17 protein-coding genes are annotated in these 20,318 nt (G+C 70.2%); 12 read left to right on the plus strand and 5 right to left on the minus strand.

Features of this window, described 5'->3' with window-relative positions; all coding sequences use genetic code 11:
- The first annotated feature begins 382 nt into the window (after positions 1-382).
- From ACYVF3_RS28155 to ACYVF3_RS28185, 7 genes are read left to right on the plus strand one after another with little or no spacing between them, the layout of a single operon-like run.
- Positions 383-1,174, plus strand: coding sequence for a TIGR03084 family metal-binding protein (locus ACYVF3_RS28155; RefSeq protein WP_461157291.1), 792 nt, complete (start codon positions 383-385; stop codon positions 1,172-1,174).
- On the plus strand, positions 1,171-2,877 hold the full coding sequence (locus ACYVF3_RS28160; protein WP_461157292.1) for an acyclic terpene utilization AtuA family protein: 1,707 nt from the start codon (positions 1,171-1,173) through the stop codon (positions 2,875-2,877). The genes ACYVF3_RS28155 and ACYVF3_RS28160 overlap by 4 nt, the downstream gene beginning before the upstream one ends.
- Positions 2,874-4,022, plus strand: coding sequence for an acyl-CoA dehydrogenase family protein (locus ACYVF3_RS28165; protein WP_461157293.1), 1,149 nt, complete (start codon positions 2,874-2,876; stop codon positions 4,020-4,022). The genes ACYVF3_RS28160 and ACYVF3_RS28165 overlap by 4 nt, the downstream gene beginning before the upstream one ends.
- On the plus strand, positions 4,019-5,617 hold the full coding sequence (locus ACYVF3_RS28170) for an acyl-CoA carboxylase subunit beta (RefSeq protein ID WP_461157294.1): 1,599 nt from the start codon (positions 4,019-4,021) through the stop codon (positions 5,615-5,617). The genes ACYVF3_RS28165 and ACYVF3_RS28170 overlap by 4 nt, the downstream gene beginning before the upstream one ends.
- Before the next feature lie 11 nt (positions 5,618-5,628).
- Entirely contained in the window at positions 5,629-7,620 is a 1,992-nt protein-coding gene (locus ACYVF3_RS28175; protein ID WP_461157295.1) for an acetyl/propionyl/methylcrotonyl-CoA carboxylase subunit alpha, read from the plus strand.
- Positions 7,620-8,780, plus strand: a complete 1,161-nt coding sequence (locus ACYVF3_RS28180) for an acyl-CoA dehydrogenase family protein (RefSeq protein WP_461157296.1) — start codon at positions 7,620-7,622, stop codon at positions 8,778-8,780. Before ACYVF3_RS28175 ends, ACYVF3_RS28180 begins: the two co-directional genes overlap by 1 nt.
- Positions 8,781-8,837: 57 nt before the next feature.
- The gene (locus ACYVF3_RS28185; protein ID WP_461157297.1) at positions 8,838-9,440 is read left to right on the plus strand and encodes a TetR/AcrR family transcriptional regulator; all 603 of its coding nucleotides are present in this window, start codon (positions 8,838-8,840) and stop codon (positions 9,438-9,440) included.
- A gap of 12 nt (positions 9,441-9,452) precedes the next feature.
- Here ACYVF3_RS28185 and ACYVF3_RS28190 read toward each other — a convergent pair whose 3' ends face one another.
- From ACYVF3_RS28190 to ACYVF3_RS28200, 3 genes are all read right to left on the minus strand, one after another.
- The gene (locus tag ACYVF3_RS28190; RefSeq protein ID WP_461157298.1) at positions 9,453-10,559 is read right to left on the minus strand and encodes a helix-turn-helix domain-containing protein; all 1,107 of its coding nucleotides are present in this window, start codon (positions 10,557-10,559) and stop codon (positions 9,453-9,455) included.
- Between the two features lie 243 nt (positions 10,560-10,802).
- A complete protein-coding gene (locus ACYVF3_RS28195; RefSeq protein WP_461157299.1) occupies positions 10,803-11,258 on the minus strand; it encodes a L,D-transpeptidase in 456 nt (151 codons plus the stop codon).
- A 162-nt stretch (positions 11,259-11,420) separates the two neighbouring features.
- On the minus strand, positions 11,421-12,455 hold the full coding sequence (locus ACYVF3_RS28200) for a C40 family peptidase (RefSeq protein WP_461157300.1): 1,035 nt from the start codon (positions 12,453-12,455) through the stop codon (positions 11,421-11,423).
- A 461-nt stretch (positions 12,456-12,916) separates the two neighbouring features.
- Between ACYVF3_RS28200 and ACYVF3_RS28205 the strand changes: the two genes are divergently transcribed.
- Both ACYVF3_RS28205 and ACYVF3_RS28210 read left to right on the plus strand, forming a co-directional pair.
- Positions 12,917-13,912, plus strand: a complete 996-nt coding sequence (locus ACYVF3_RS28205; RefSeq protein ID WP_461157301.1) for a chitinase — start codon at positions 12,917-12,919, stop codon at positions 13,910-13,912.
- Positions 13,913-13,929: 17 nt separating this feature from the next.
- Positions 13,930-14,889: a chitinase gene (locus ACYVF3_RS28210; protein ID WP_461157302.1), complete on the plus strand. Its 960-nt coding sequence runs from the start codon at positions 13,930-13,932 to the stop codon at positions 14,887-14,889.
- 63 nt (positions 14,890-14,952) lie between these two features.
- Here ACYVF3_RS28210 and ACYVF3_RS28215 read toward each other — a convergent pair whose 3' ends face one another.
- Together ACYVF3_RS28215 and ACYVF3_RS28220 are read right to left on the minus strand one after the other, a co-directional pair.
- Positions 14,953-16,065 (minus strand): serine hydrolase domain-containing protein, encoded by a 1,113-nt coding sequence (locus ACYVF3_RS28215; protein WP_461157303.1) that lies wholly within the window; start codon positions 16,063-16,065, stop codon positions 14,953-14,955.
- The gene (locus ACYVF3_RS28220; RefSeq protein ID WP_461157304.1) at positions 16,062-17,378 is read right to left on the minus strand and encodes a flavin-containing monooxygenase; all 1,317 of its coding nucleotides are present in this window, start codon (positions 17,376-17,378) and stop codon (positions 16,062-16,064) included. Before ACYVF3_RS28220 ends, ACYVF3_RS28215 begins: the two co-directional genes overlap by 4 nt.
- A gap of 92 nt (positions 17,379-17,470) precedes the next feature.
- On the opposite strand from ACYVF3_RS28220, the gene ACYVF3_RS28225 reads away from it, so the two are divergent.
- From ACYVF3_RS28225 to ACYVF3_RS28235, 3 genes are all read left to right on the plus strand, one after another.
- On the plus strand, positions 17,471-18,106 hold the full coding sequence (locus ACYVF3_RS28225; RefSeq protein WP_461157305.1) for a TetR/AcrR family transcriptional regulator: 636 nt from the start codon (positions 17,471-17,473) through the stop codon (positions 18,104-18,106).
- Between the two features lie 107 nt (positions 18,107-18,213).
- Entirely contained in the window at positions 18,214-18,399 is a 186-nt protein-coding gene (locus ACYVF3_RS28230) for a hypothetical protein (RefSeq protein WP_461157306.1), read from the plus strand.
- 232 nt (positions 18,400-18,631) lie between these two features.
- A complete protein-coding gene (locus ACYVF3_RS28235; protein WP_461157307.1) occupies positions 18,632-20,218 on the plus strand; it encodes a DUF4241 domain-containing protein in 1,587 nt (528 codons plus the stop codon).
- The last annotated feature ends 100 nt before the right edge of the window (positions 20,219-20,318 follow it).

Consider the following 20,318-nt stretch of genomic DNA (forward strand, 5'->3'; position numbering starts at 1 on the left):
GCCGGACCTAGATCGAACCTAACGACTCCTGATCGCTCCCGATGGCCGAAAGCACCATCTTCACTCCTTCCAGTGAGACGGCGTTTTTGCGTCTGCAGAACGACTTCCGGCTCATGCTCCGATCTGCACAATAGTCACCGGCCGGGATCAGTCCACAAAGGACGTCGATCCGGGCTGAGGCGAAGCTGGATCTCGCCTCAGCGGCCCGCGGCTGCCTCACGGGAGACCTGAAGCCGGTCGACTTCAACGGCACGTACGAGCTGAGCCGGCGACCTCGTCACGGGGTGGGGGCTGGGCGGGGCTACGGCTCCGGCCAACCCTCCACCTGCAAATCAATCATGCGCGCTTGATTTTTCTCCTTCGCGGGCTCACCCTGGTCGGCATGGCCAACGTGGGCGCGCTGCTGGATGACCTGTGTGCGGAAGGCGATGAGCTCGACGAACTCGTCGCCGGGCTCGACGAGTCGCGGTGGGCGCTCGTGACTCCCGCTGAGGGGTGGACGATCGCCCACCAGATCGCCCACCTGGCCTGGACCGATGATGTGGCGCTGCTGTCGACCACCGACCCGGACCGGTTCGCCACCGTCGTCGAAGAGGCGATGCAGGACCCGTTCGGCTTCGTCGACGCGGGCGCCGAGGCGGGTGCCCGCGCTCGCCCCGCAGATCTGCTCTCGACCTGGCGGCTCGGCCGAGGCCACCTGGCCGAGTCGCTGCGCCGGATCGAGGACACGCGCAAGCTCGCCTGGTTCGGCCCGCCGATGAGCGTCGCCTCGATGGCCACCGCGCGGTTGATGGAGACCTGGGCGCACGGCCAGGACGTCGCCGACGCGCTCGGCGTCACGCGCGCCCCCACCGCACGCCTGCGCAACGTCGCGCACATCGGCGTGCGCACTCGCGACTTCGCCTACGCCACCCACGGCCAGAACCCGCCGGCCGAACCGTTCCGCGTCGACCTCGTCGGACCGCGCGGCGAGGCGTGGGAATGGGGCCCGGCCGACGCCGCGCAGCGGATCTCCGGTTCCGCGCTGGACTTCTGCCTGCTGGTCACCCAGCGCAGGCATCGCGACGACCTGGCCGTCGAGGCGGTCGGCGAGGACGCGGCGCACTGGCTCACCATCGCGCAGGCCTTCGCCGGAGCGCCGGGCAAGGGCAGGAAGGCGGGGCAGCACTCGTGATCGGATCCGACCCGGAACTCCTCCGCATCGGCAACTGCTCGGGCTTCTACGGCGACCGGTTCTCGGCCATGCGCGAGATGCTCACCGACGGCGAGCTCGACGTGCTCACCGGCGACTACCTGGCCGAGCTGACGATGCTCATCCTCGGTCGCGACCGGCTCAAGGACCCCGAACTGGGATATGCCAGGACGTTCCTCCGCCAGCTGGAGGACTGCCTCGGGCTCGCCGTGGAGCGCGGCGTGCGGATCGTCGCCAACGCCGGTGGCGCCAACCCGGCCGGTCTCGCGGCGCGGATCCGCGAGCTCACCGGCCGGCTCGGCCTCGACGTCGCGGTCGCGCACGTCGAGGGCGACGACCTCACCGCGCGGGCCGCCGAGCTGAACCTGGGCTCTCCCCTGCTCGCCAACGCCTACCTCGGCTGCTGGGGAATCGTGGAGTGCCTCAACGCCGGTGCCGACGTCGTGGTCACCGGGAGGGTCACCGACGCCTCGGTCATCGCCGGCCCCGCCGCGGCCCACTTCTGCTGGGGGCGCGACGACCACGACGCGCTCGCCGGCGCGGTCGCGGCCGGCCACGTCATCGAGTGCGGCACGCAGGCCACCGGGGGCAACTACGCCTTCTTCACCGAGATCGACGACCTGACCCGGCCGGGCTTCCCCATCGCCGAACTGCGGCGCGACGGGTCCAGCACCATCACCAAGCACCCCGGGACCGGCGGCGCGGTCACCGAGGACACCGTGACCGCGCAGCTGATGTACGAGATCCAGGACGCGCGCTACGCCGGTCCGGACGTCACCACCAGGCTCGACACCGTCGAGGTCACCCAGGAGGGCCCGGATCGGGTCCGGCTCAGCGGCGCGCGCGGTGAGGCACCGCCGCCCGCGCTCAAGGTCTCGCTCAACTCCCTCGGCGGCTTCCGCAACGAGATGACCTTCGTGCTCACGGGTTTGGACGTGGAGGCAAAGGCCGAACTCGCGCAGCACCATCTGGAATCCGGGCTGGAGCGCCGCCCCGCGGAGCTGACCTGGACTCTGGCGCGCCTCGACCGCCCGGACGCCGACACCCAGGAACGGGCCAGCGCTCTGCTGCGCTGCGTGGTGCGGGACGCGGACCAGGACGTGGTGGGCCGCGCCTTCTCCGGCGTGGCCGTGGAGATGGCCCTGGCCAGCTACCCCGGGTGCTCGCTGACCGGCGTCCCCGGGAAGGCCTCGCCCTACGGCGTTTTCACCGCGGGCTACGTCGACCCGGCCCAGGTCCCGCACACCGCCGTGCTCCCGGACGGCGACCGGGTGGACGTACCGCCGCAGGCGGAGGCGCGACGGCTGGAAGTCCTGCCCGAACCGGCTCTGCCGCCGCCACTTCCCGAAGGCCCCACCCGCCGCGCCCCGCTGGGGACGTTCGTGGCGGCGCGCAGCGGCGACAAGGGCGGCAACGCCAACGTCGGCGTGTGGGTGCGCACCGAGCAGCAGTGGCGCTGGCTGGCGCACGCGCTCACCGCAGACCGCCTGCGGGAGCTGCTGCCGGAAGCCGCCGAACTGCCGATCTCCCGGACGGTGCTGCCGAACCTGCGGGCGCTGAACTTCGTGATCGAGGGCATCCTCGGCGACGGCGCGGCGGCCCAGGCGCGTTTCGACCCGCAGGCCAAGGGGCTCGGCGAGTGGCTGCGGTCCCGCCACGTCGAGGTCCCGGAGGCGCTGCTGTGAACCCGTGGGAGGACGACGAGCGCCGAGCGCTGCGGGACACCGTGCGCCGCTTCGTCGACAGCGAAGTCCTGCCGCACCAGGACGGCTGGGAACGCGACGGCGAGCTGCCGCGCCGGCTGCACGAGAAGGCCGGCGAGCTGGGACTTCTCGGCGCAGCCCTGCCGGTCGAGGTGGGCGGTGGCGGCGGTGATCTCATCGACGCGGCGGTCATCGCCGAGGAGATGCACTACGCGGGCGGCTCGGGCGGCACCTTCGCCTCGCTGTTCACCTGCGGGATCGCCGTGCCGCACATGGTCGCCGCGCACGATCCGCGGCACATCGAGCGCTGGGTGAGACCCACGCTGGCCGGTCGCAAGATCGGGTCGCTGGCCATCACCGAGCCCGGTGGCGGCTCCGACGTCGGGCACCTGCGCACCCGCGCCGACCGCGACGGCGACCACTACGTCGTCAACGGCGCCAAGACGTTCATCACCTCCGGCTGTCGCGCCGACTACGTCGTGACCGCCGTGCGCACCGGCGAGGACGGCGCGGGAGGCGTGTCGCTGCTGGTGGTGGAGAAGGGGACGCCGGGGTTCACCGTCTCCCGCCGGCTGGAGAAGATGGGCTGGCAGGCCTCCGACACCGCTGAGCTGTCGTTCACCGACGCCCGCGTTCCCGCCGAGAACCTGGTGGGCCCGGAGAACTCCGGTTTCCTCCAGATCGCGCAGGCCTTCCTCAGCGAACGCCTGTCGCTGGCCGTGCAGGCCTACGCGAGCGCGCAGCGCTGCCTGGACCTCGCCGAGCAGTGGTGCCGGGACCGGGAGACCTTCGGCCGCGCGCTGATCACCCGCCAGTCCGTGCAGACCACGCTCACCGAGATGGCCCGCAAGATCGACGTCGCCCGCGTCTACACGCGCAGGCTCGCCGAGCGCGCGGTCGCGGGCGAGCAGGACCTGACCGTCGAGGTGTGCTTCGCCAAGAACACCGCCGTGGAAGCCGGTGAGTGGGTGGCGCACCAGGCGCTGCAGCTGTTCGGCGGGCTCGGCTACATGCGCGAGTCCGAGGTCGAACGCCAGTACCGGGACATGCGGATCCTGGGCATCGGCGGCGGGACCACCGAGATCATGACCGGACTGGCGGCGAACCGATTGGGGTACCGAGCATGACGATCCTGCGATCCGCGCTGGACACCGGTTCCGGCGATTACGCCGAGGCCGTCGAGGCGATGACCGGCAAGCTCGCCGAGGTCGAGGCCGCGCACGAGACGGCGGTCGCCGGTGGTGGCCCGTCGAAGGTGGAGCGGCACCGCAAGCGCGGCAAGCTCACGGCGCGGGAGCGCATCGAGCTGCTCCTCGACGAGGACTCGCCGTTCCTGGAGCTGTGCCCGCTGGCCGCGTGGGGCAGCGACTTCCAGGTGGGCGCCTCGGTGGTCACCGGCATCGGCGTCGTCGAAGGCGTCGAGTGCATGATCGTCGCGAACGACCCGACCGTGCGCGGCGGCACCAGCAACCCGTGGACGTTGCGCAAGTCGTTGCGCGCCAACGAGATCGTGGAGCGCAACCGGCTCCCGGTGATCTCCCTCGTCGAGTCCGGTGGAGCGGACCTCCCGACGCAGAAGGAGGTCTTCATCCCCGGCGGCGCGATGTTCCGCGACCTCACCCGCCTGTCGGCGGCGGGGATTCCGACCATCGCGCTGGTCTTCGGCAACTCCACGGCGGGCGGCGCCTACATCCCGGGCATGTCCGACCACACGGTGATGGTCAAGGAGCGCTCGAAGGTGTTCCTCGGCGGACCACCTCTGGTGAAGATGGCCACCGGGGAGGACTCCGACGACGAGTCGCTGGGCGGCGCCGACATGCACGCAGGGGTGTCCGGCCTGGCCGACCACTACGCGCTGGACGAGCCCGACGCGCTGCGCATCGGCCGTTCCATCGTCAAACGCCTGAACTGGCGGAAGAGGGGACCGGCCCCTCGCGCGGAGGTCAGCGAACCGCTGCACTCCCCCGACGAGCTGCTGGGCGTGGTGCCCACGGACCTGAAGGTGCCGTTCGACCCGCGCGAGGTGATCGCGCGGGTCGTCGACGGCTCCGACTTCGACGAGTTCAAACCGCGCTACGGGTCGAGCCTGGTCACCGGGTGGGCCGAGCTGCACGGCTACCCGGTCGGCATCCTCGCCAACGCGCGCGGGGTGCTGTTCTCCGAGGAGTCGCAGAAGGCGACCCAGTTCATCCAGCTGGCCAACCGCGCCGAGACTCCCCTGCTGTTCCTGCACAACACCACCGGCTACATGGTGGGCGCCGAGTACGAGCAGGGCGGCATCATCAAGCACGGCGCGATGATGATCAACGCGGTGTCCAACTCCAAGGTCCCGCACCTCTCCCTGCTGATGGGCGCCTCCTACGGGGCCGGGCACTACGGCATGTGCGGCAGGGCCTACGACCCCCGGTTCCTGTTCTCCTGGCCCAGCGCGAAGTCCGCGGTGATGGGGCCCGCCCAGCTGGCCGGCGTGATCTCGATCGTCGGCCGCGCGGCCGCGGAGGCCAAGGGTCAGCCGTTCGACGAGGCCGGCGACGCGGCGATGCGCGAAGCCGTGGAGAACCAGGTCGAAGCCGAGTCGTTGCCGATGTTCCTGTCCGGTCGTCTCTACGACGACGGCGTGATCGACCCGCGCGACACCCGCACGGTGCTGGGGATGTGCCTGTCGGCGATCCACAACGCCCCGATCGAAGGCGCCGAGGGCTTCGGCGTCTTCCGGATGTGAGGAGCCACGCGATGATCACCCACGTTCTCGTCGCCAACCGAGGTGAGATCGCCCGGCGCGTCTTCGCCACGGCACGCCGGATGGGCCTGTCCACGACCGCGGTCTTCTCCGACACCGACGCCACCGCACCGCACACCGCCGAAGCCGACGTGGCCGTCCGGCTCCCCGGCGACACCCCCGCCGAGACCTACCTCCGGGCCGAGCAGCTGGTGCGGGCCGCGCGGTCGTCCGGTGCCGACGCGGTGCATCCCGGTTACGGCTTCCTGTCGGAGAACGCCGCGTTCGCCCAAGCGGTCATCGACGCCGGTCTGCGCTGGGTGGGCCCTCCGGTCGAGGCCATCGAATCGATGGGGTCCAAGGTCGAGGCCAAGGCGCTGATGGCAGACGCCGGGGTCCCGGTGCTGCCCGAGCTCGATCCCGACGCCGTCACCGAGGCCGACCTCCCGGTGCTGGTCAAGGCCTCCGCTGGTGGCGGTGGCCGCGGCATGCGGGTGGTCCGGGCACTCTCCGAGCTGCCCGGGCAGCTCGACGCCGCGCGCCGCGAAGCGGAATCCGCCTTCGGCGATCCGGCGGTGTTCTGCGAGCGGTACCTGGAAACCGGCAGGCACATCGAGGTTCAGGTCCTGGCCGACCGGCACGGGACGGTGTGGGCGCTCGGCGAGCGGGAGTGCTCGATCCAGCGCAGGCACCAGAAGGTCGTGGAGGAAGCCCCGTCCCCGCTGGTGGAGCGGATCGGTCAGCAGATGCGCACGCGCCTGTTCGACGCGGCGCGGCTGGCCGCCTCCGCCATCGGCTACGAGGGTGCGGGCACGGTCGAGTTCCTCGCCGACGAGGCGGGCGAGTTCTACTTCCTGGAGATGAACACCCGCCTCCAGGTGGAGCACCCGGTCACCGAGAACACCACCGACGTCGACCTGGTCCGGCTCCAGCTGCAGATCGCCGACGGGCACGCATTGCCGCCGACACCGCCCGCCTGTCAAGGGCATTCGATCGAGGTGCGGCTCTACGCCGAGGACCCCGCCCACGACTGGCGCCCGCAGAGCGGAACGCTGCGGCGGATCGAATTCGGCGGCACCGCAGCGGAGTTCGATGTGCTGACCTCCCCCGGTGTGCGGCTGGACTCCGGTTTCCGCAGCGGCGACGCGGTGAGCATCCACTACGACCCGATGCTGGCCAAGGTCATCTCCTTCGGCGACACCAGGGACGAGGCCGCCCGGCTGCTGGCCGCGAGCCTGTCCCGCGCGCGGATCCACGGCCTGGTCACCAACCGCGACCTGCTCGTGCGGATCCTGCGGCACCCCGCGTTCCTGGCAGGCGACACCGACACGGCGTTCTTCGACCGGCACGGCCTGGACACCCTGGCCCGACCGCTGGCGTCCGAGGACACCGCGGACCTCGCCGCCGTGGCCGCGACGCTGGCTTACGCTGCCGAGAACCGGCTCGCCGCAGGCGTCAACGCGCGGATCCCGTCCGGGTGGCGGAACCTGCCGTCGGTCCCGCAGACCAAGGTGCACACCTGCGGGGAGCGGGAGGTCGCGGTGTCCTACCTCGCGAAGCGCACAGGGTTCGAGATCGTCGAGCACCCCGGTCTCGCGGTCGTCGAGTCCTCCCCGTCGGAGGTGGTGCTCGACGTCCCGGGCGAGAACGGCCCGCTCAGGCGGAGTTTCAGCATCGCCCGCTACGACGATCTGGTCTGCGTGGATTCCCCGCTGGGCCCGGTGGCGCTGGTGCGCCGGCCCCGCTTCACCGACCCGGCGGAACGGGTCGTGGAGGGATCGCTGCTGGCACCGATGCCGGGCAAGGTCATCCGGCTGGCCGCGAGCGCCGGCGACCGCGTCACCGCAGGACAGCCGATCCTGTGGCTGGAGGCGATGAAGATGGAGCACACCGTGGCCGCGCCCACCGACGGGGTGCTCGCAGAGCTGAACGTGACCGCAGGACAGCAGGTCGAGGTCGGGACCGTGCTGGCCGTGGTCGACACCCCGGACTCCGAGGAGAGCTGATGAGCTTCATCGAAACCGACGAGCAGAAGGAGCTGCGGGCCTCCGTCGCCAAGCTCGCCCAGCGCTACAACCACGTCGACTACGTGCTGCCGAAGGCCCGGAAGCAGGAGCCGCTGACCGAGCTCTGGGCGGAGGCGGGCAGGCTCGGCTTCCTCGGCGTCAACATCCCCGAGGAGTACGGCGGGGGCGGCGCCGGGATCTACGAGCTCGCGCTGGTGCAGGAGGAGCTCTCCGCCGAGGGCGCCGGGTTGCTGCTGGTGGTGGTCTCGCCCGCGATCTGCGGCACGATCATCGGCAAGTACGGCACGCCGGAGCAGAAGCAGCGCTGGCTCCCCGGCCTCGCCGACGCCAGCACCACGATGGTCTTCGCGATCACCGAGCCCGGCGCGGGATCGAACTCGCACCACATCAGCACCACCGCCCGGCGCGACGGCGCGGACTGGATCCTCAGCGGCCAGAAGGTGTTCATCTCCGGCGTCGACCAGGCCGACGCCGTGCTCGTCGTCGCGCGCACCGAGGACGCGGCGACCGGCAAGCTCAAGCCCGCGCTGTTCGTCGTGCCCACCGACGCGCCGAACTTCGTCGCGCACCCGATGGAGATGGACATCATCGCCCCGGACCGGCAGTTCTCGCTGTTCCTGGACGACGTCCGCCTGCCGGCCGAGGCCCTGGTCGGCGAGGAGGACGCGGCGCTGATGCAGTTGTTCTCCGGCCTCAACCCGGAGCGCATCCTCGGCGCGGCGCTGTCCACCGGCATGGGTCGCTACGCGCTGTCCCGGGCCGTGTCCTACGCCAACCAGCGGCAGGTCTGGAAGACGCCGATCGGCGCGCACCAGGGCATCGCGCACCCGCTGGCGCAGCACAAGATCGAGGTGGAGCTGGCGAAGGTGATGATGCAGAAGGCCGCCACGCTCTACGACGCCGGGCAGGACATGGAGGCCGCGGAGGCGGCGAACATGGCCAAGTACGCCGCGGCCGAGGCGAGCATCGCCGCGCTGGACCGGGCCATCCAGACCCACGGCGGCTCCGGACTGACCGCCGAGCACGGTCTGGCGGCCATGCTCGGTGCCGCGCGCATCGCCCGCGTCGCCCCGGTCAGCCGTGAAATGATCCTGAACTACGTCGCCCAGCACAGCCTGGGCCTGCCGAAGTCGTACTGAGCGGCACCGAAACCCGGCCGGGACGGTGCGAGCTGCCAGAGCGGGGGGACCACGGAGATGACGTCGCGCGAGCCGAAGCAGGACCGCAGCCGAGCGACGCGGCAACGCCTGCTGGAAGCCACCATCGACTGCCTCGCGACCCAGGGCTGGGACGCGACGACGGTCACGGCCGCCGCCCAGCGGGCCGGGGTGTCGCGCGGCGCCGCGCAGCACCACTTCCCGGCTCGCGAGGACCTCATCACCGCTGCCCTGGAGCACATGTTCGACGCGCGGATGTCGGAGATCCGCGCGGAGAGCACGCACCTGCCCGACGGCCCCGGACGCACGGAGTACGTGGTCTCCCGGGTCGTCGACTACTACACGGGCGACCTGTTCAAAGCCGCCCTCCAGGTCTGGACGGCAGCGGCTGCGGATTCGGGCCTGCGGGAACGGATCGTCCCGCTGGAAGCGAAGTTCGGCCGCACGGTCCACCAGGTCGCCATCGAGATGCTCGGCGCGGACGACTCCGATCCCACCACCCGGCGCCTCGTCCAGGCCACCCTCGACCTCGCCAGGGGCCTCGGCCTGGCCGACGTCCTCACCGACGACTCCCCCCGCCGGAAGAACATCGTCGCCCAATGGGCCGCCACCCTCGCCGAGGCGCTGCCCAGAACCCCGTGACCCCACCACCTCTCAACCAGCCCCGCACACACCCCGAACCACCCCGAGCCGAGCTTCAGTCCGCGCCGACGGCATGATCTCGGCGTGCCGCTGCGCGCGGTCGAGAGCATCGCGAGCTGCGTCCAGATCTCCTGCGCGTGCGTGGGATTCGGCGAGCCACGACAGGTAGAGCGCGACCTCCCGAGCGTGATCCGGCGGGTAGTGGGCGATCGCCCGCGCCAGCAGCGGCTCGGCATCAGCCGGTCGACCCAGTTCGATCATGCAGCGGCCCGCCATGACATCGATCTCCGAACGGTCCAGCCAGTAGACCCACTCCGGCTCGCTACCGCTCCCGCCGCGTCGCTCGTACGCCTCGTCCACCGCTTCCAGCGCTCGCCAGGTGCCGGTGACGTCCGCGGCTCTCACCGAGGCCCAAGCAACCCGTTCCAGGAACAGCGCGCGAACGACCGGCGTGGCGCCCTCAGCGCCCAGGGCCGCCGTGCGGGCGAGCAGGACCGCGTCGCGCGGGTCGCAGACGTTCGCGACCTGGTAGCTCAAGCTCGACAACAGCTGCGCACCGAGCACGCGATCCGAGGCCTCTCCCGCAGCTCCCACGCCGGAGACGTAGAACCGCTGCGCCTCGGCGTGACGCCCGGCGTCGCTAGCGATCCAGCCTGCCAGTTGGGCCAGCTCGCCGACGGCGGTGAACAACCGCCGCCCGACCGGCTCCGAGAAGCTGGCCGACCGGACCAATTCCCCGGCATCCGCCAACTCGCGGGACACGGCGGGCAGGAGGTCCCGGCAAGCCACGACGTCGTCGAGATGCCGGAGCTCGACCACGCGCCTCTCCAGCTCGGTCGCCAGCTCGGCACCCACCCGTCGCCCCGCCCGCACCTGCACGACCATCGGCGACTCGCCCACGAGCCATTCGTGCGCGACCCGCACCGGGTCAGCAGGCGCAGGCCGCAGCGGGACACCGAGAACCTGCTCGTAGGCATCGGCCACATCCGGTGCCACGGGCCGCTTCCCGGTTTCGACCATGCTCAGGTAGGACTTCGCGAAGTGGGTTCGCCGCGCCAGCCCGCACAGGCTCACCCCAGCCGCTTCCCGGGCAGCTCGAAGATCCGCACCCGTGGCCATGCCCCCACCCCCGCTGCGAACGCCTGTGAACGGCCGAAGCCTCCGGCATGCCTTCTTCGGGATCAGCGGTGACGCCGGACCGTCGGCGACCTCTGCGTGCGACGGCGTTTTCGCGTTGGCCAGGCCGTCGGAGTTCGACTGGATTCATGCGCCCACCTGCGCGGACTGCAACGAGGTCTTGAAGAGCGCGAAAGGCCCGTGACTCCGGTTCCGCGAGTCACGGGCCTGGTCGTGGGGCGTCCGTTACGGGACGACCTGGACCTCGTCGCCGACCTGGAGCTTGTCGAAGAAGACCTCCGAGGACTTCTTGGACAGGTGGAGGCAGCCCGCAGAACGCTCGGTCAGGCTGCCCTGGTGGAACGCCACGCCGGTGTCGGTGAAGAACACCGAGTTCGGCATCGGGGCGTCGAACTCCTTGCTGTGGTGGTCCTTGTCCTTCCACGTTACGTGGAAGACGCCGGCCGGCGTGGGCGTCTCGGGGCGTCCGCCGAGCGCCGAGGCCTCGCCGTAGTAGACCTCACCGGCCCGGATCAGCCACGCCCGGTTGGCCGACAAGCTCACGCACGCGTGCGCTGTCGCCGTGCACGGCGTTCCCGGGACGAGTTCCGGTGCGGCCGGTTGTGCTGCGGCACTGGCCGCGCCGAGCGGCAGAACGGCGGCCGCAGCGGTCACCGACACCATCGCGATCCTGCTTAACATGGGTTCTCCCATCGTTGTCCACCTCGCCCGGAGCACCGGTTCACGCGAGGAAGGGACCAGGAACCTGTCTTTCAGTGATCATGACGACACGGACTGTAGCGGAGCGGATCTCGGCTTCGTGGCCGAATCCGTGAAAACCACCCGTGCCGCGCAATCGGCGGTTCAGCCCGCGACGCGACGCACCGAGTTGATCTCGCCCATGTACTCGACCTCTTCGACGGTGACCGTCTGCCCCTCGGTCGGGGCGTGCACCATCTTGCCGTTGCCGATGTAGATGCCGTCGTGGCTGGCGGAGCTGTAGAAGAAGATGATGTCGCCGGGCTTCATCTCCGACTGCGACACCGAACGGCCCACCGACACCTGCGACCGCGTCGAACCCGGCAGGTCGACACCCGCCTGCTTGTAGGCGTACTGCACCAGTCCGGAGCAGTCGAACTGCGAGGGGCCCTTGGCGCCGTACACGTACGGGGAGCCCTGCTTGCTCAGCGCGGCGTTGACCGCCTTGATCGCGGCACCGGAACCGGCGAGCTGGCCGACGGTGCTCTTCACGCCGGACAAGATCCCCTTGTCCTTCTCGCTGAGCTCGTTGTACTGCTCCTTGACCTTCGCGACCTGCGCGTCCATCTCCTTCTTGCGGCCCGCGATGTCGCCCTCCAGGCGCGCGGCGTCCGCCTCGGCCTTCTCGGCACCGGCACGCGCGTCGAAGGCTTGACGGCGGGCGCCCTCGGCGCGGTGGGTGGCGTCGGAGAAGGCGCGCACCGACTCGGAGTTGTGCTGCGCCATCAGGTCGAGCGTGGAGGCGCGGTCCAGGAACGCGTCCGGGTTCTCGCTGTCGAGGACCGCCGCGATCGAGTTCATCTGCGAACCCTTGTAGGAGGCCTTGCTCAGCCGGTCGACCTGGCCGCGCAGCTGCTCCTCCTGCACGCGCGCCTCGCCCGCGACCCGGTCGGCCTGCTGGGCTTCGGCGTTGAACCGGTCGAGGTCGTTGCGCTTGGCGGTGTGATCGTCCTGCGCCTTCTTGTAGTCCTCGGTGAGCACTTCCGCCTGCTTGGACAGCTCGCGCAGCTTCTGCGCCGCCTGCGAGGCTTCGCCCGATTCGGGCTCGGCGGTGGCCGGTGCGCTCCCGAGCACCACGGTGGACAGCGCTGCAGCCGCCACCAGCGCGGTGCGTCGCGGAGCGGGGTTGGCGTTCGACATGAGAGCCGATCACTCCTTCGAGTGGGGACTGCGGCAGTGGGCGGTCACCCTAGATCCCCGCGGTTGCAGCTCCGAGACCCGGTCGAAACCATCCCGCACCCGCCATGCGCTGGAACGATCGATGAATCGGCGGGCCGTCGTCCGTCTCTCGGCCACCGCTGGCCGATCGTGATCCTTCGCACCGCTCGAAGCCGCTAACGCTCGCAGCCCCGGGAACGACAAGCCGCGGCGTCCGGCGGAACGCGACGCGGCATTCCGACGCCGCGGATGCAGCGCGCGGCCGAGAGTCGTTGCGTAGTCCCGCCAAACTGGTCTAGACCCATTGACTGGGTGACCTGGTGCACATACCTTCCTCCGCGCTGGAGATCTCCGCAGTGCCCGTCCGGAGCCGAGCGCGCCGCGCTTCCGGATCGATTCACGACCCCGACCGATCGGCCGGGTCGTCCCGAGGGGAGCACCCTTTGACCAGGAAACCGGCCCGATGGGCGGCACTGGCCGCCGGCCTGCTGATGCTGCCGATCGCCGGCGCCATGACGGCGCAGGCCGCTCCGGGCGAGCTCAAGGCCGCGCCGTACTACATGCCGCTGGACAACGAACCCCAGGACATCGCCGAGGCCATCGAGGCCAGCGGGCAGAAGGACTACACCTTCGCCTTCGCCCTGGCCCCGTCCACCGACTCCTGCACTCCCACCTGGGACGGCAAGGTCGGCCAGGAAGTGGCCACCGACACCGCGGTGAAGGCCAACGCCGACGCCGTGCGGGCCGCGGGCGGCAACATCTCCGTGTCCTTCGGCGGCTACAACGGCATCGAGCTCGCGGCCGCTTGCGCTGACGCGACCGCACTGGCCGACGCCTACCAGCAGGTGATCGACAAGTACGAGTTGACCCACATCGACCTCGACATCGAGGGCGACGATCTGGGCGACGTCCCGAACGAGACCAAGCGCTTCGAAGCGATCAAGACGCTCAAGGAGCGCAACCCCGACCTCCACGTCACGCTGACGCTGCCGATGACCACCGTCGGGCTCAACGAGGCGGGCAAGGCCGAGATCCAGCGCGCCAAGGACATGGGCGCTGAGATCGACCTGTTCAAGATCATGGACTTCGACTACGGCGGCCCCGGTCAGGACATGGCCAACAGCGCGATCTCGGTCGCCGAGGCCTTCCACGAGCAGCTGCGCGGACTGCACCCCGAGTTCGACGACGCCGCCGCCTACGCGCGCACGGGCGTGATCCTCATGAACGGCCACACCGACCAGCCGTCCGAGCTGTTCACCCCGGACACCTTCCGCGCGCTGCTGGACTACGCCGAGCAGAAGCAGATCGGTCGTCTCTCCTACTGGGCGCTCAACCGCGACCGCGTGTGCACCCAGCCCGGCGGATGGGCCGACGGCAAGTGCAGCAGCGTCGAGCAGCAGCCCTACGAATTCACCAAGATCATCTCCGAGTTCCAGTGATCCCCTGGAGTAGCACCATGCGAATCCCCCGAAAGATCGTCACCGCGCTGGTCGCGGGCTCGATGCTCCCGCTGGCCGCGGGTTCCGCGCTCGCGCAGGAAGCGCCTGCCGAGATCAGGTCCGCGCCCTACATCGATGTGATGCAGGACGAGCCCACCCTGGTCGACGTCGCCAAGGCGACCGGCCAGCAGCACTTCACGCTGGCCTTCGTGCTCGGCAGCGCCGCGGGCTGCACCCCGATGTGGGGCGGCGAGCGGGCCATCGACGACCCGGCGATCAAGGGTCAGATCGACGAGCTGCGCGGCATGGGCGGCGACGTCATCGTCGCCACCGGCGGCGCCATGGGCCCGTACCTGGAAAGCGTGTGCGGCACCGCCGACGAGCTGCTGAACGCCTACAAGACGATCCTGGACGCGACCGGCGCCAACCACCTCGACGTCGACGTCGAGGCGACCATCCCGCACGACGTCGTCAACGAAGCCCTGGCCAAGCTGCAGGCCGAGCGCGGCACCAAGGTCAGCTACACGCTGCGGGTGCAGGCCGACGAGACCGGACTCGACCCGTACTCGCTGCAGGTGCTGCAGAGCGCCGCGGCGCACGGGGTCGACGTGCTGGTCAACCCGATGGCCATGGAGTTCGGCTCGCAGAAGCCCTGGGGCGATGCGGTGATCGCCGCTGCCGAGAGCACCCTGCGGCAGATGAAGGAGATCTGGCCGGACCTCAGCGACGCCGACCTCAAGGCGCGGCTGGGCGTGACGCCGATGATCGGCCGGAACTTCAACGGCAACATCTTCAACCAGGACCACGCGCGTCAGCTGCTGGACTGGGCGAACACCAACGGCATCGGCCTGCTGTCGTTCTGGTCGGCCGGCCGCGACAACGGCGACTGCCCCGGCGGCGCGGTGTCGCCTACCTGCAGCAGCATCGAGCAGCAGCCGTTCGAGTTCACCACCATTTTCAAGGGCTTCGGCGCCTGACCGACCCGGAAGCGCCACGAGCCGGCGGCCGAGAGGTCGCCGGCTCGTTCTCCTCCGATGCGATCAGGGGGTCTCGCCGAGACACTCGTAGGCGGTGCGCACGTAGTCGCGGGTCTTGGCCGCACCGACGAGCTCGGCGGCCATCTTGTTCATCGTGTAGGCCACCGTCATCCGCCGGTCGAGGTCGTTGACCACCACCGCGCCACCGTTGCCCACCCACCAGCAGATCCGCCCCGGGGGCGTCGGCATCAGCTCCGGCGCCGCCAGCGCGAAGCCGAGCCCGAAGGGGATGCGGCGGCCGAGAACCCGGTCGCGCGAATCGGAGTGGACCTCGAAGATCCGCTCGATCACCTCGGGCGACAGGAAGCGCCTGCCCGCGACCGCGCCACCGTGCGAGATCACCGATTGCAGGCGCGCGACCGAGCGGGCGTTGCCCTGCCCGTTGAACCCGCCCATCTCGGCTCCCAGGAACTCCCGCGTGGTGGTCACCTTCATCGAGAACAGCGGGTTGCCCAGCGCCCGCCTGCCGAACTCGTCGAGGTCGGGGGCGTGCGGCGGCGATTTCAGCATCGCGACCCGATCGTCCACGGATTCCGGTGCGCCGAGCCAGAAGTCAGCGTCCAGCGGCTCGGCGTAGTAGGTGCGCAGCACGGTCCCGGCGGTGCGGCCGGTGACGCGGAGGACGAGCTCGCCGAGGAGGTTCCCGTGGCTGATCGCCTGGTAGCCCGACCCGTCCCCCGGCTCGAACCACGGCTTCTGCGCGGCCAGCAGCGCAGCGGCACGACGCGGGTCGTAGAGGTCTTCCAGGGTCATCTTCTCGTCCCAGCCCGGAAGCCCGCTGCTGTGCGCGAGCAGGTGTCTGACCAGAACTCCCGACTTGCCCTCCGCCGCGAACTCGGGCCAGTATCGGGCGACCGGCGCGTCGGGATCGAGCTCGCCGGAGTCGATGAGGCCGAGCGCGACCAGAGCGAGCATCGTCTTGGTCACCGAGAAGGTGTTGACCAGCGTGTCCCGCTCCCACGGCACGCCCTCGCGGGCCTCGCCGGCCCACAGGTCGACCACCACTTCGCCGTCCTGGACGACGCAGAGCGAGGCACCGCGTTCCTCCCCTTCGTCCAGCTTGCGCTCCAGCAGGTCGCGCAGCGGTGCGAAGCGGGGCGCGCAGTCGCCGTTCATCGAGTGGCTCGCTTTCTGCCGGAGGCGATCTCGCGGTGCAGATCGCGCACGTACCGGGCGAAGTCGAGCTGGATGGTATGCCTGGGCGAGTTGTAGTACTGCCCGAGGTTCTTGCGCTCGTCGCGGTTCATGATCCGCTGCATCTCAGCGGCCCCCGGCAGCCGGTACTCCCCCGCCAGGTGCGCGGCGATCAGCTTGCTCTGCTGCTCGGCGAGGTTGACGATCGTCGGCGAGGCCTGCGCGAGCCCGGCGAAGTACAGGTTGTCGACCCCCGGCTTGACGATCCGCTTGAACAGCGGGAACCGGTGCTCGGCGTCCGGCTGCAACTCGCGGTCGTCGAAGAACGGGAAGCTCATCTTGTAGCCGGTCGCGAAGACGATCACGTCGGCCACGACCTTCGTCCCGTCGGTGCACACGACCTCCGAACCTTCCAGCCGCTCGATGGCGGGGACGCAGGTCAGGTCGCCGGAACCGGCCTTGGCCAGGAAGTCGATGCTCACCGACGGATGCGCGGACAGCGGCTCGTGGTCGGGTTCGGGGAGGCCGTAGTTCTGCATCGCCCCGACGTTGCTCTTGATCGCCTTGCGCGCCAGGCGAAGGCCCAGCTTCTTGGGCATCCACGGGGGCATCATCAGCTTGTCGGAGGGCTTGCCGCCCCGGTACTTCGGCAGCACCCAGACGCCACGACGTGCGGAGACCCAGACGTGCTCGGCGATGGAGCGGTGCGACAGCTCCGCGGCGATGTCGAGCGCCGAGTTTCCCATGCCCACGACCACGACCCGCTTGCCGCGCATGTCCACCGGCGAGAACGGGCTGCGGTAGGAGTGGCTGTGCAGCGTCGTTCCGTCGAACTCGCCCGGGTACTGCGGGGTTCGCGGATCCCAGTGGTGGCCGTTGGCGACCACGAGCGCGTCGTACCGGCGAGTCTCGCCGCTGCTCAACCGGACTTCCCAGCGTCCCTCCGGGGTCCGGCGCGCGTCCTCGACCCGGGTGTTGAAGGTGATGGTCTCGCGAAGCCCGAAGTGCTCGACGTAGTCCCGGAAGTACTCGTGGATCAGCGTGTGGTGCGGGAAGTCCGGCCAGTCTCCCTCGGCCGGGAAGTCCTCGAACTGCAGCCGGGTGGTCGAGGTGTCGATGTGCAGCGACTCGTAGCAGGCGGAACGGCCGTTGGGGTTGTCGAAGTACCAGTTCCCGCCGACGTCGTCGGATTCCTCGAAGCAGTCGTAGCGGATCCCCGCGTCGCGCAGCCGCTTGGCCGTGGTGAAGCCGGAGCACCCGGCTCCGATGATGCAGACCACCGGATCGGAACCCATCGGCAACCTCCTCGTCGAGCTGCGATCACCGATCGACCTTGCCATTTCGCTGACGTGGTGTCTAGTGAGTGGGCAGCGGTATGGTCGGACTCGTGACCGACGTTCAGCGCCCCACCCTCCGGCAGCAGCAGAAGGAGCGGACCAGAGCAGCGCTGGTCGCAGCCGCCCGGCGCCGGTTCGTCGAGGACGGGTACGCGGCGGTCACGATCGACGACATCACCGCCGAGGTGGGGTGCAGCCGCGCGACCTTCTACCTGCACTTCAGCGGGAAGCCCGACGTCCTTCGGCAGATCAGCGCCGAAACGGTGCACCAGCGCGCCGCCTCGGTCTACGCCGACCTGGACGAGGTGCTGGAATCCGGTTCGCGCGCCCGCTTCACCGACTGGCTGCGCCGGGCGATGAGCTGGTTCGAGGCGAACCGGGAGATCCTGCCGGTGTGGGACGAGGCGGTCGCGCTGGAGCCCTCGTTCCGGCCGATCGCGACGCAGGCCGTCGCGGACCTGCCCGCAGCGATGCCGAACTACCTGCGTCGCTGGGGCGACCAGCGCGTCGACGAGGCGCGGCTGCGGGTCGGCCTCCTGGTGACGCAGTTGGAGCGCTTCTTCACCCGCTGGGCGGTGCAGGGAACGCTGGACGCGGCCGATGCCGACCCCGCGGAGACGCTCACCGACATCTGGTACCCGGCACTGCTGCCGCCCGAGGAGCGCCACTCCGCAGTGGACGCATGAAACCGGTTTCCGCGCAGTTCGTTTCGCAGAGTGACGAAGTAGATCACCCCATCCAGCGACCCGAATTCGCTCGCGCGTTCGAGCCCTCATGCGGCATCATTTAGCACATGAGTTCGACGCTGAAGCCGCGCCCCACCCCTCGCACCGACCACTCCTCGCTCGGCCATCCCTCCCTTCACCCCACCACGCTCGCCGGTTGGGGACCACCGGACACCATCGTCCTGAGCGCACCCACCCCGCTCGCGCTCGACGCCCTGGCGGGATCACGGGGCCCGCCAGCGCTCGACCGATGAACCAGCTGCTCCACCGATTCCCCAACGTGCCTGCTGCGCTTGCTCTTTGACAAATTCAGAGTGGGAAAACGGGACCTCGCGCACTGCGCGGTCGCCGTGCCGGAGCGCTGGTTCCGCACGGCGACCGCGCGGAATGGCCGTTCGCGCTCACCGCGTTTCACCGGAGCCGAACCAAAAACAGTCCATGGCACGTGTGTGGAAAAAGACCCGACCGCCCAACGGAAGAGCCCGCATGCCGATCCCCGCCCCCGACTTCGACCAGATCTTCGTCGACGGTTCCCGCCACACCCTGCCCGATGGCGACGAGGCCACCGTCCAGCTGCGTCGGGAGGCCTCGCTGTGGATACCCTCCGGCAAGGTCTGCGCCGGCGAGCCGATGATGTTCGGTTCGGATGATGACGGGTCCTTCGTGCAGACCGTCGCACCCGGTACCTACCCGGTCGTGCTGGCCGAGGCGCGGTTCGGCGACGCCGACATGTCGAGCTGGTACCAGATGGTGGCCGCGCTCAAGATCGAGATCCGTGACGAACCCTCCACCTCCTGGGAGATGGCGGTGGTCGACGGGCAGGACGCGTCGACCCTCGGCGGCGGCTCGTTCTTCGGCTACCCGGTCGATGGCGGGACGGGTGGTTTCGTCGACGCGGGCAACCTCGCGTTCTGCGACGACGAGGCCTACATCGACGACGTGCTGGAGACCCTGGAAGAACGGGACCGCACCGGGATCGGGCGGCTCACCGATGACGAGGACCGCACCGTGGTGGTCGTGTGCTCCTCGGGCTGCGGGGACGGGCACTACCCGACCTGGGTCGGACGCAACGCCCGCGGCGAGATCACCTGCTTCGTCACGGACTTCTTCGTCCTGACCGACGACGAGGACGACGACCAGGCCGACACCGGCCCGGACGACGCGCCGGACTGCGCCCTCGGCGACTACGCGACGGGTCACGAGATGCGCGCCGGGCAGGCGCTGCGCCGCGAGTCGCTCACCTCGGAGAACGGGCGATTCACGCTCGTCCACCAGGACGACGGCAACATCGTGCTCTACGAGAACGAGACGCTGCGGGCGTGGTGGGCGTCGAACACCTGCGGTGCGGAGTCCGCCTTCTGCGCGCTGCGCGAGTCCGACGGGCTCGCGCTGTTCTCCCCCGGCGGCAGGCGGATCTGGTCCACCGGCGCGACCCGGCCTGCTGCGACGCTGGTGGTCCAGGACGACGGCAACGTCACCATCGCCGACGTCGACGGTGAGCCCGTCTGGAGCTCCGAGAGCGCGCCCTCGGTCCCGGGTGGCCCGGCGGCGACCGGCGACCGGATGCTCCCCGGTCAGACCCTCGGTCGCCAGTCCCTGACCTCGGAGTCCGGTCGCACCACGCTCGTGCACCAGGACGACGGGAACCTGGTGCTCTACAGCAACGAGGGCCGCGGTGCGCTCTGGGCGTCGGACACCCAGTTCCGAGGGACCGGTCGCTGCAAGCTCCTCGACGACGGCGATCTCGTCCTCTACGACCGGCGCGGTCAGGTCGTGTGGTCCACCGACACGTCGGGAAACCCCGGCGCCGGCCTCCTCGTCGGCGACGACGGCCTGGAGCTCCGAACCACCGACGACGTCGTGGTGTGGAGCGTGCGCACGACCCCGGGAACGGAGTTGATCAGCGGCGGCTTGACCGAGCCGGCTGCCCCGGCATCGGCGGTGGCGCCGTGCCTCGCGACGATGGCGCAGCCGCTGCAGCCGGTGGTGCAGAACGTGGGCGTCGAGGCGACCGCTGCCGTTCCGGCCATCCCCATGGGGTGGTCGATCCCGGCGGAGGAGGCCCAGGACTGATCCTCGGGGTTGCTCGGCGAGGCGGAGCGGCACGTGGGTGCCCGTCCTCGCCGAGCACCGCTCGACCAGTTCTCTTCCGGCCCGGTCCTCGCTGCCGGAA

The sequence above is a fragment of the Saccharopolyspora tripterygii genome, from assembly GCF_054778355.1.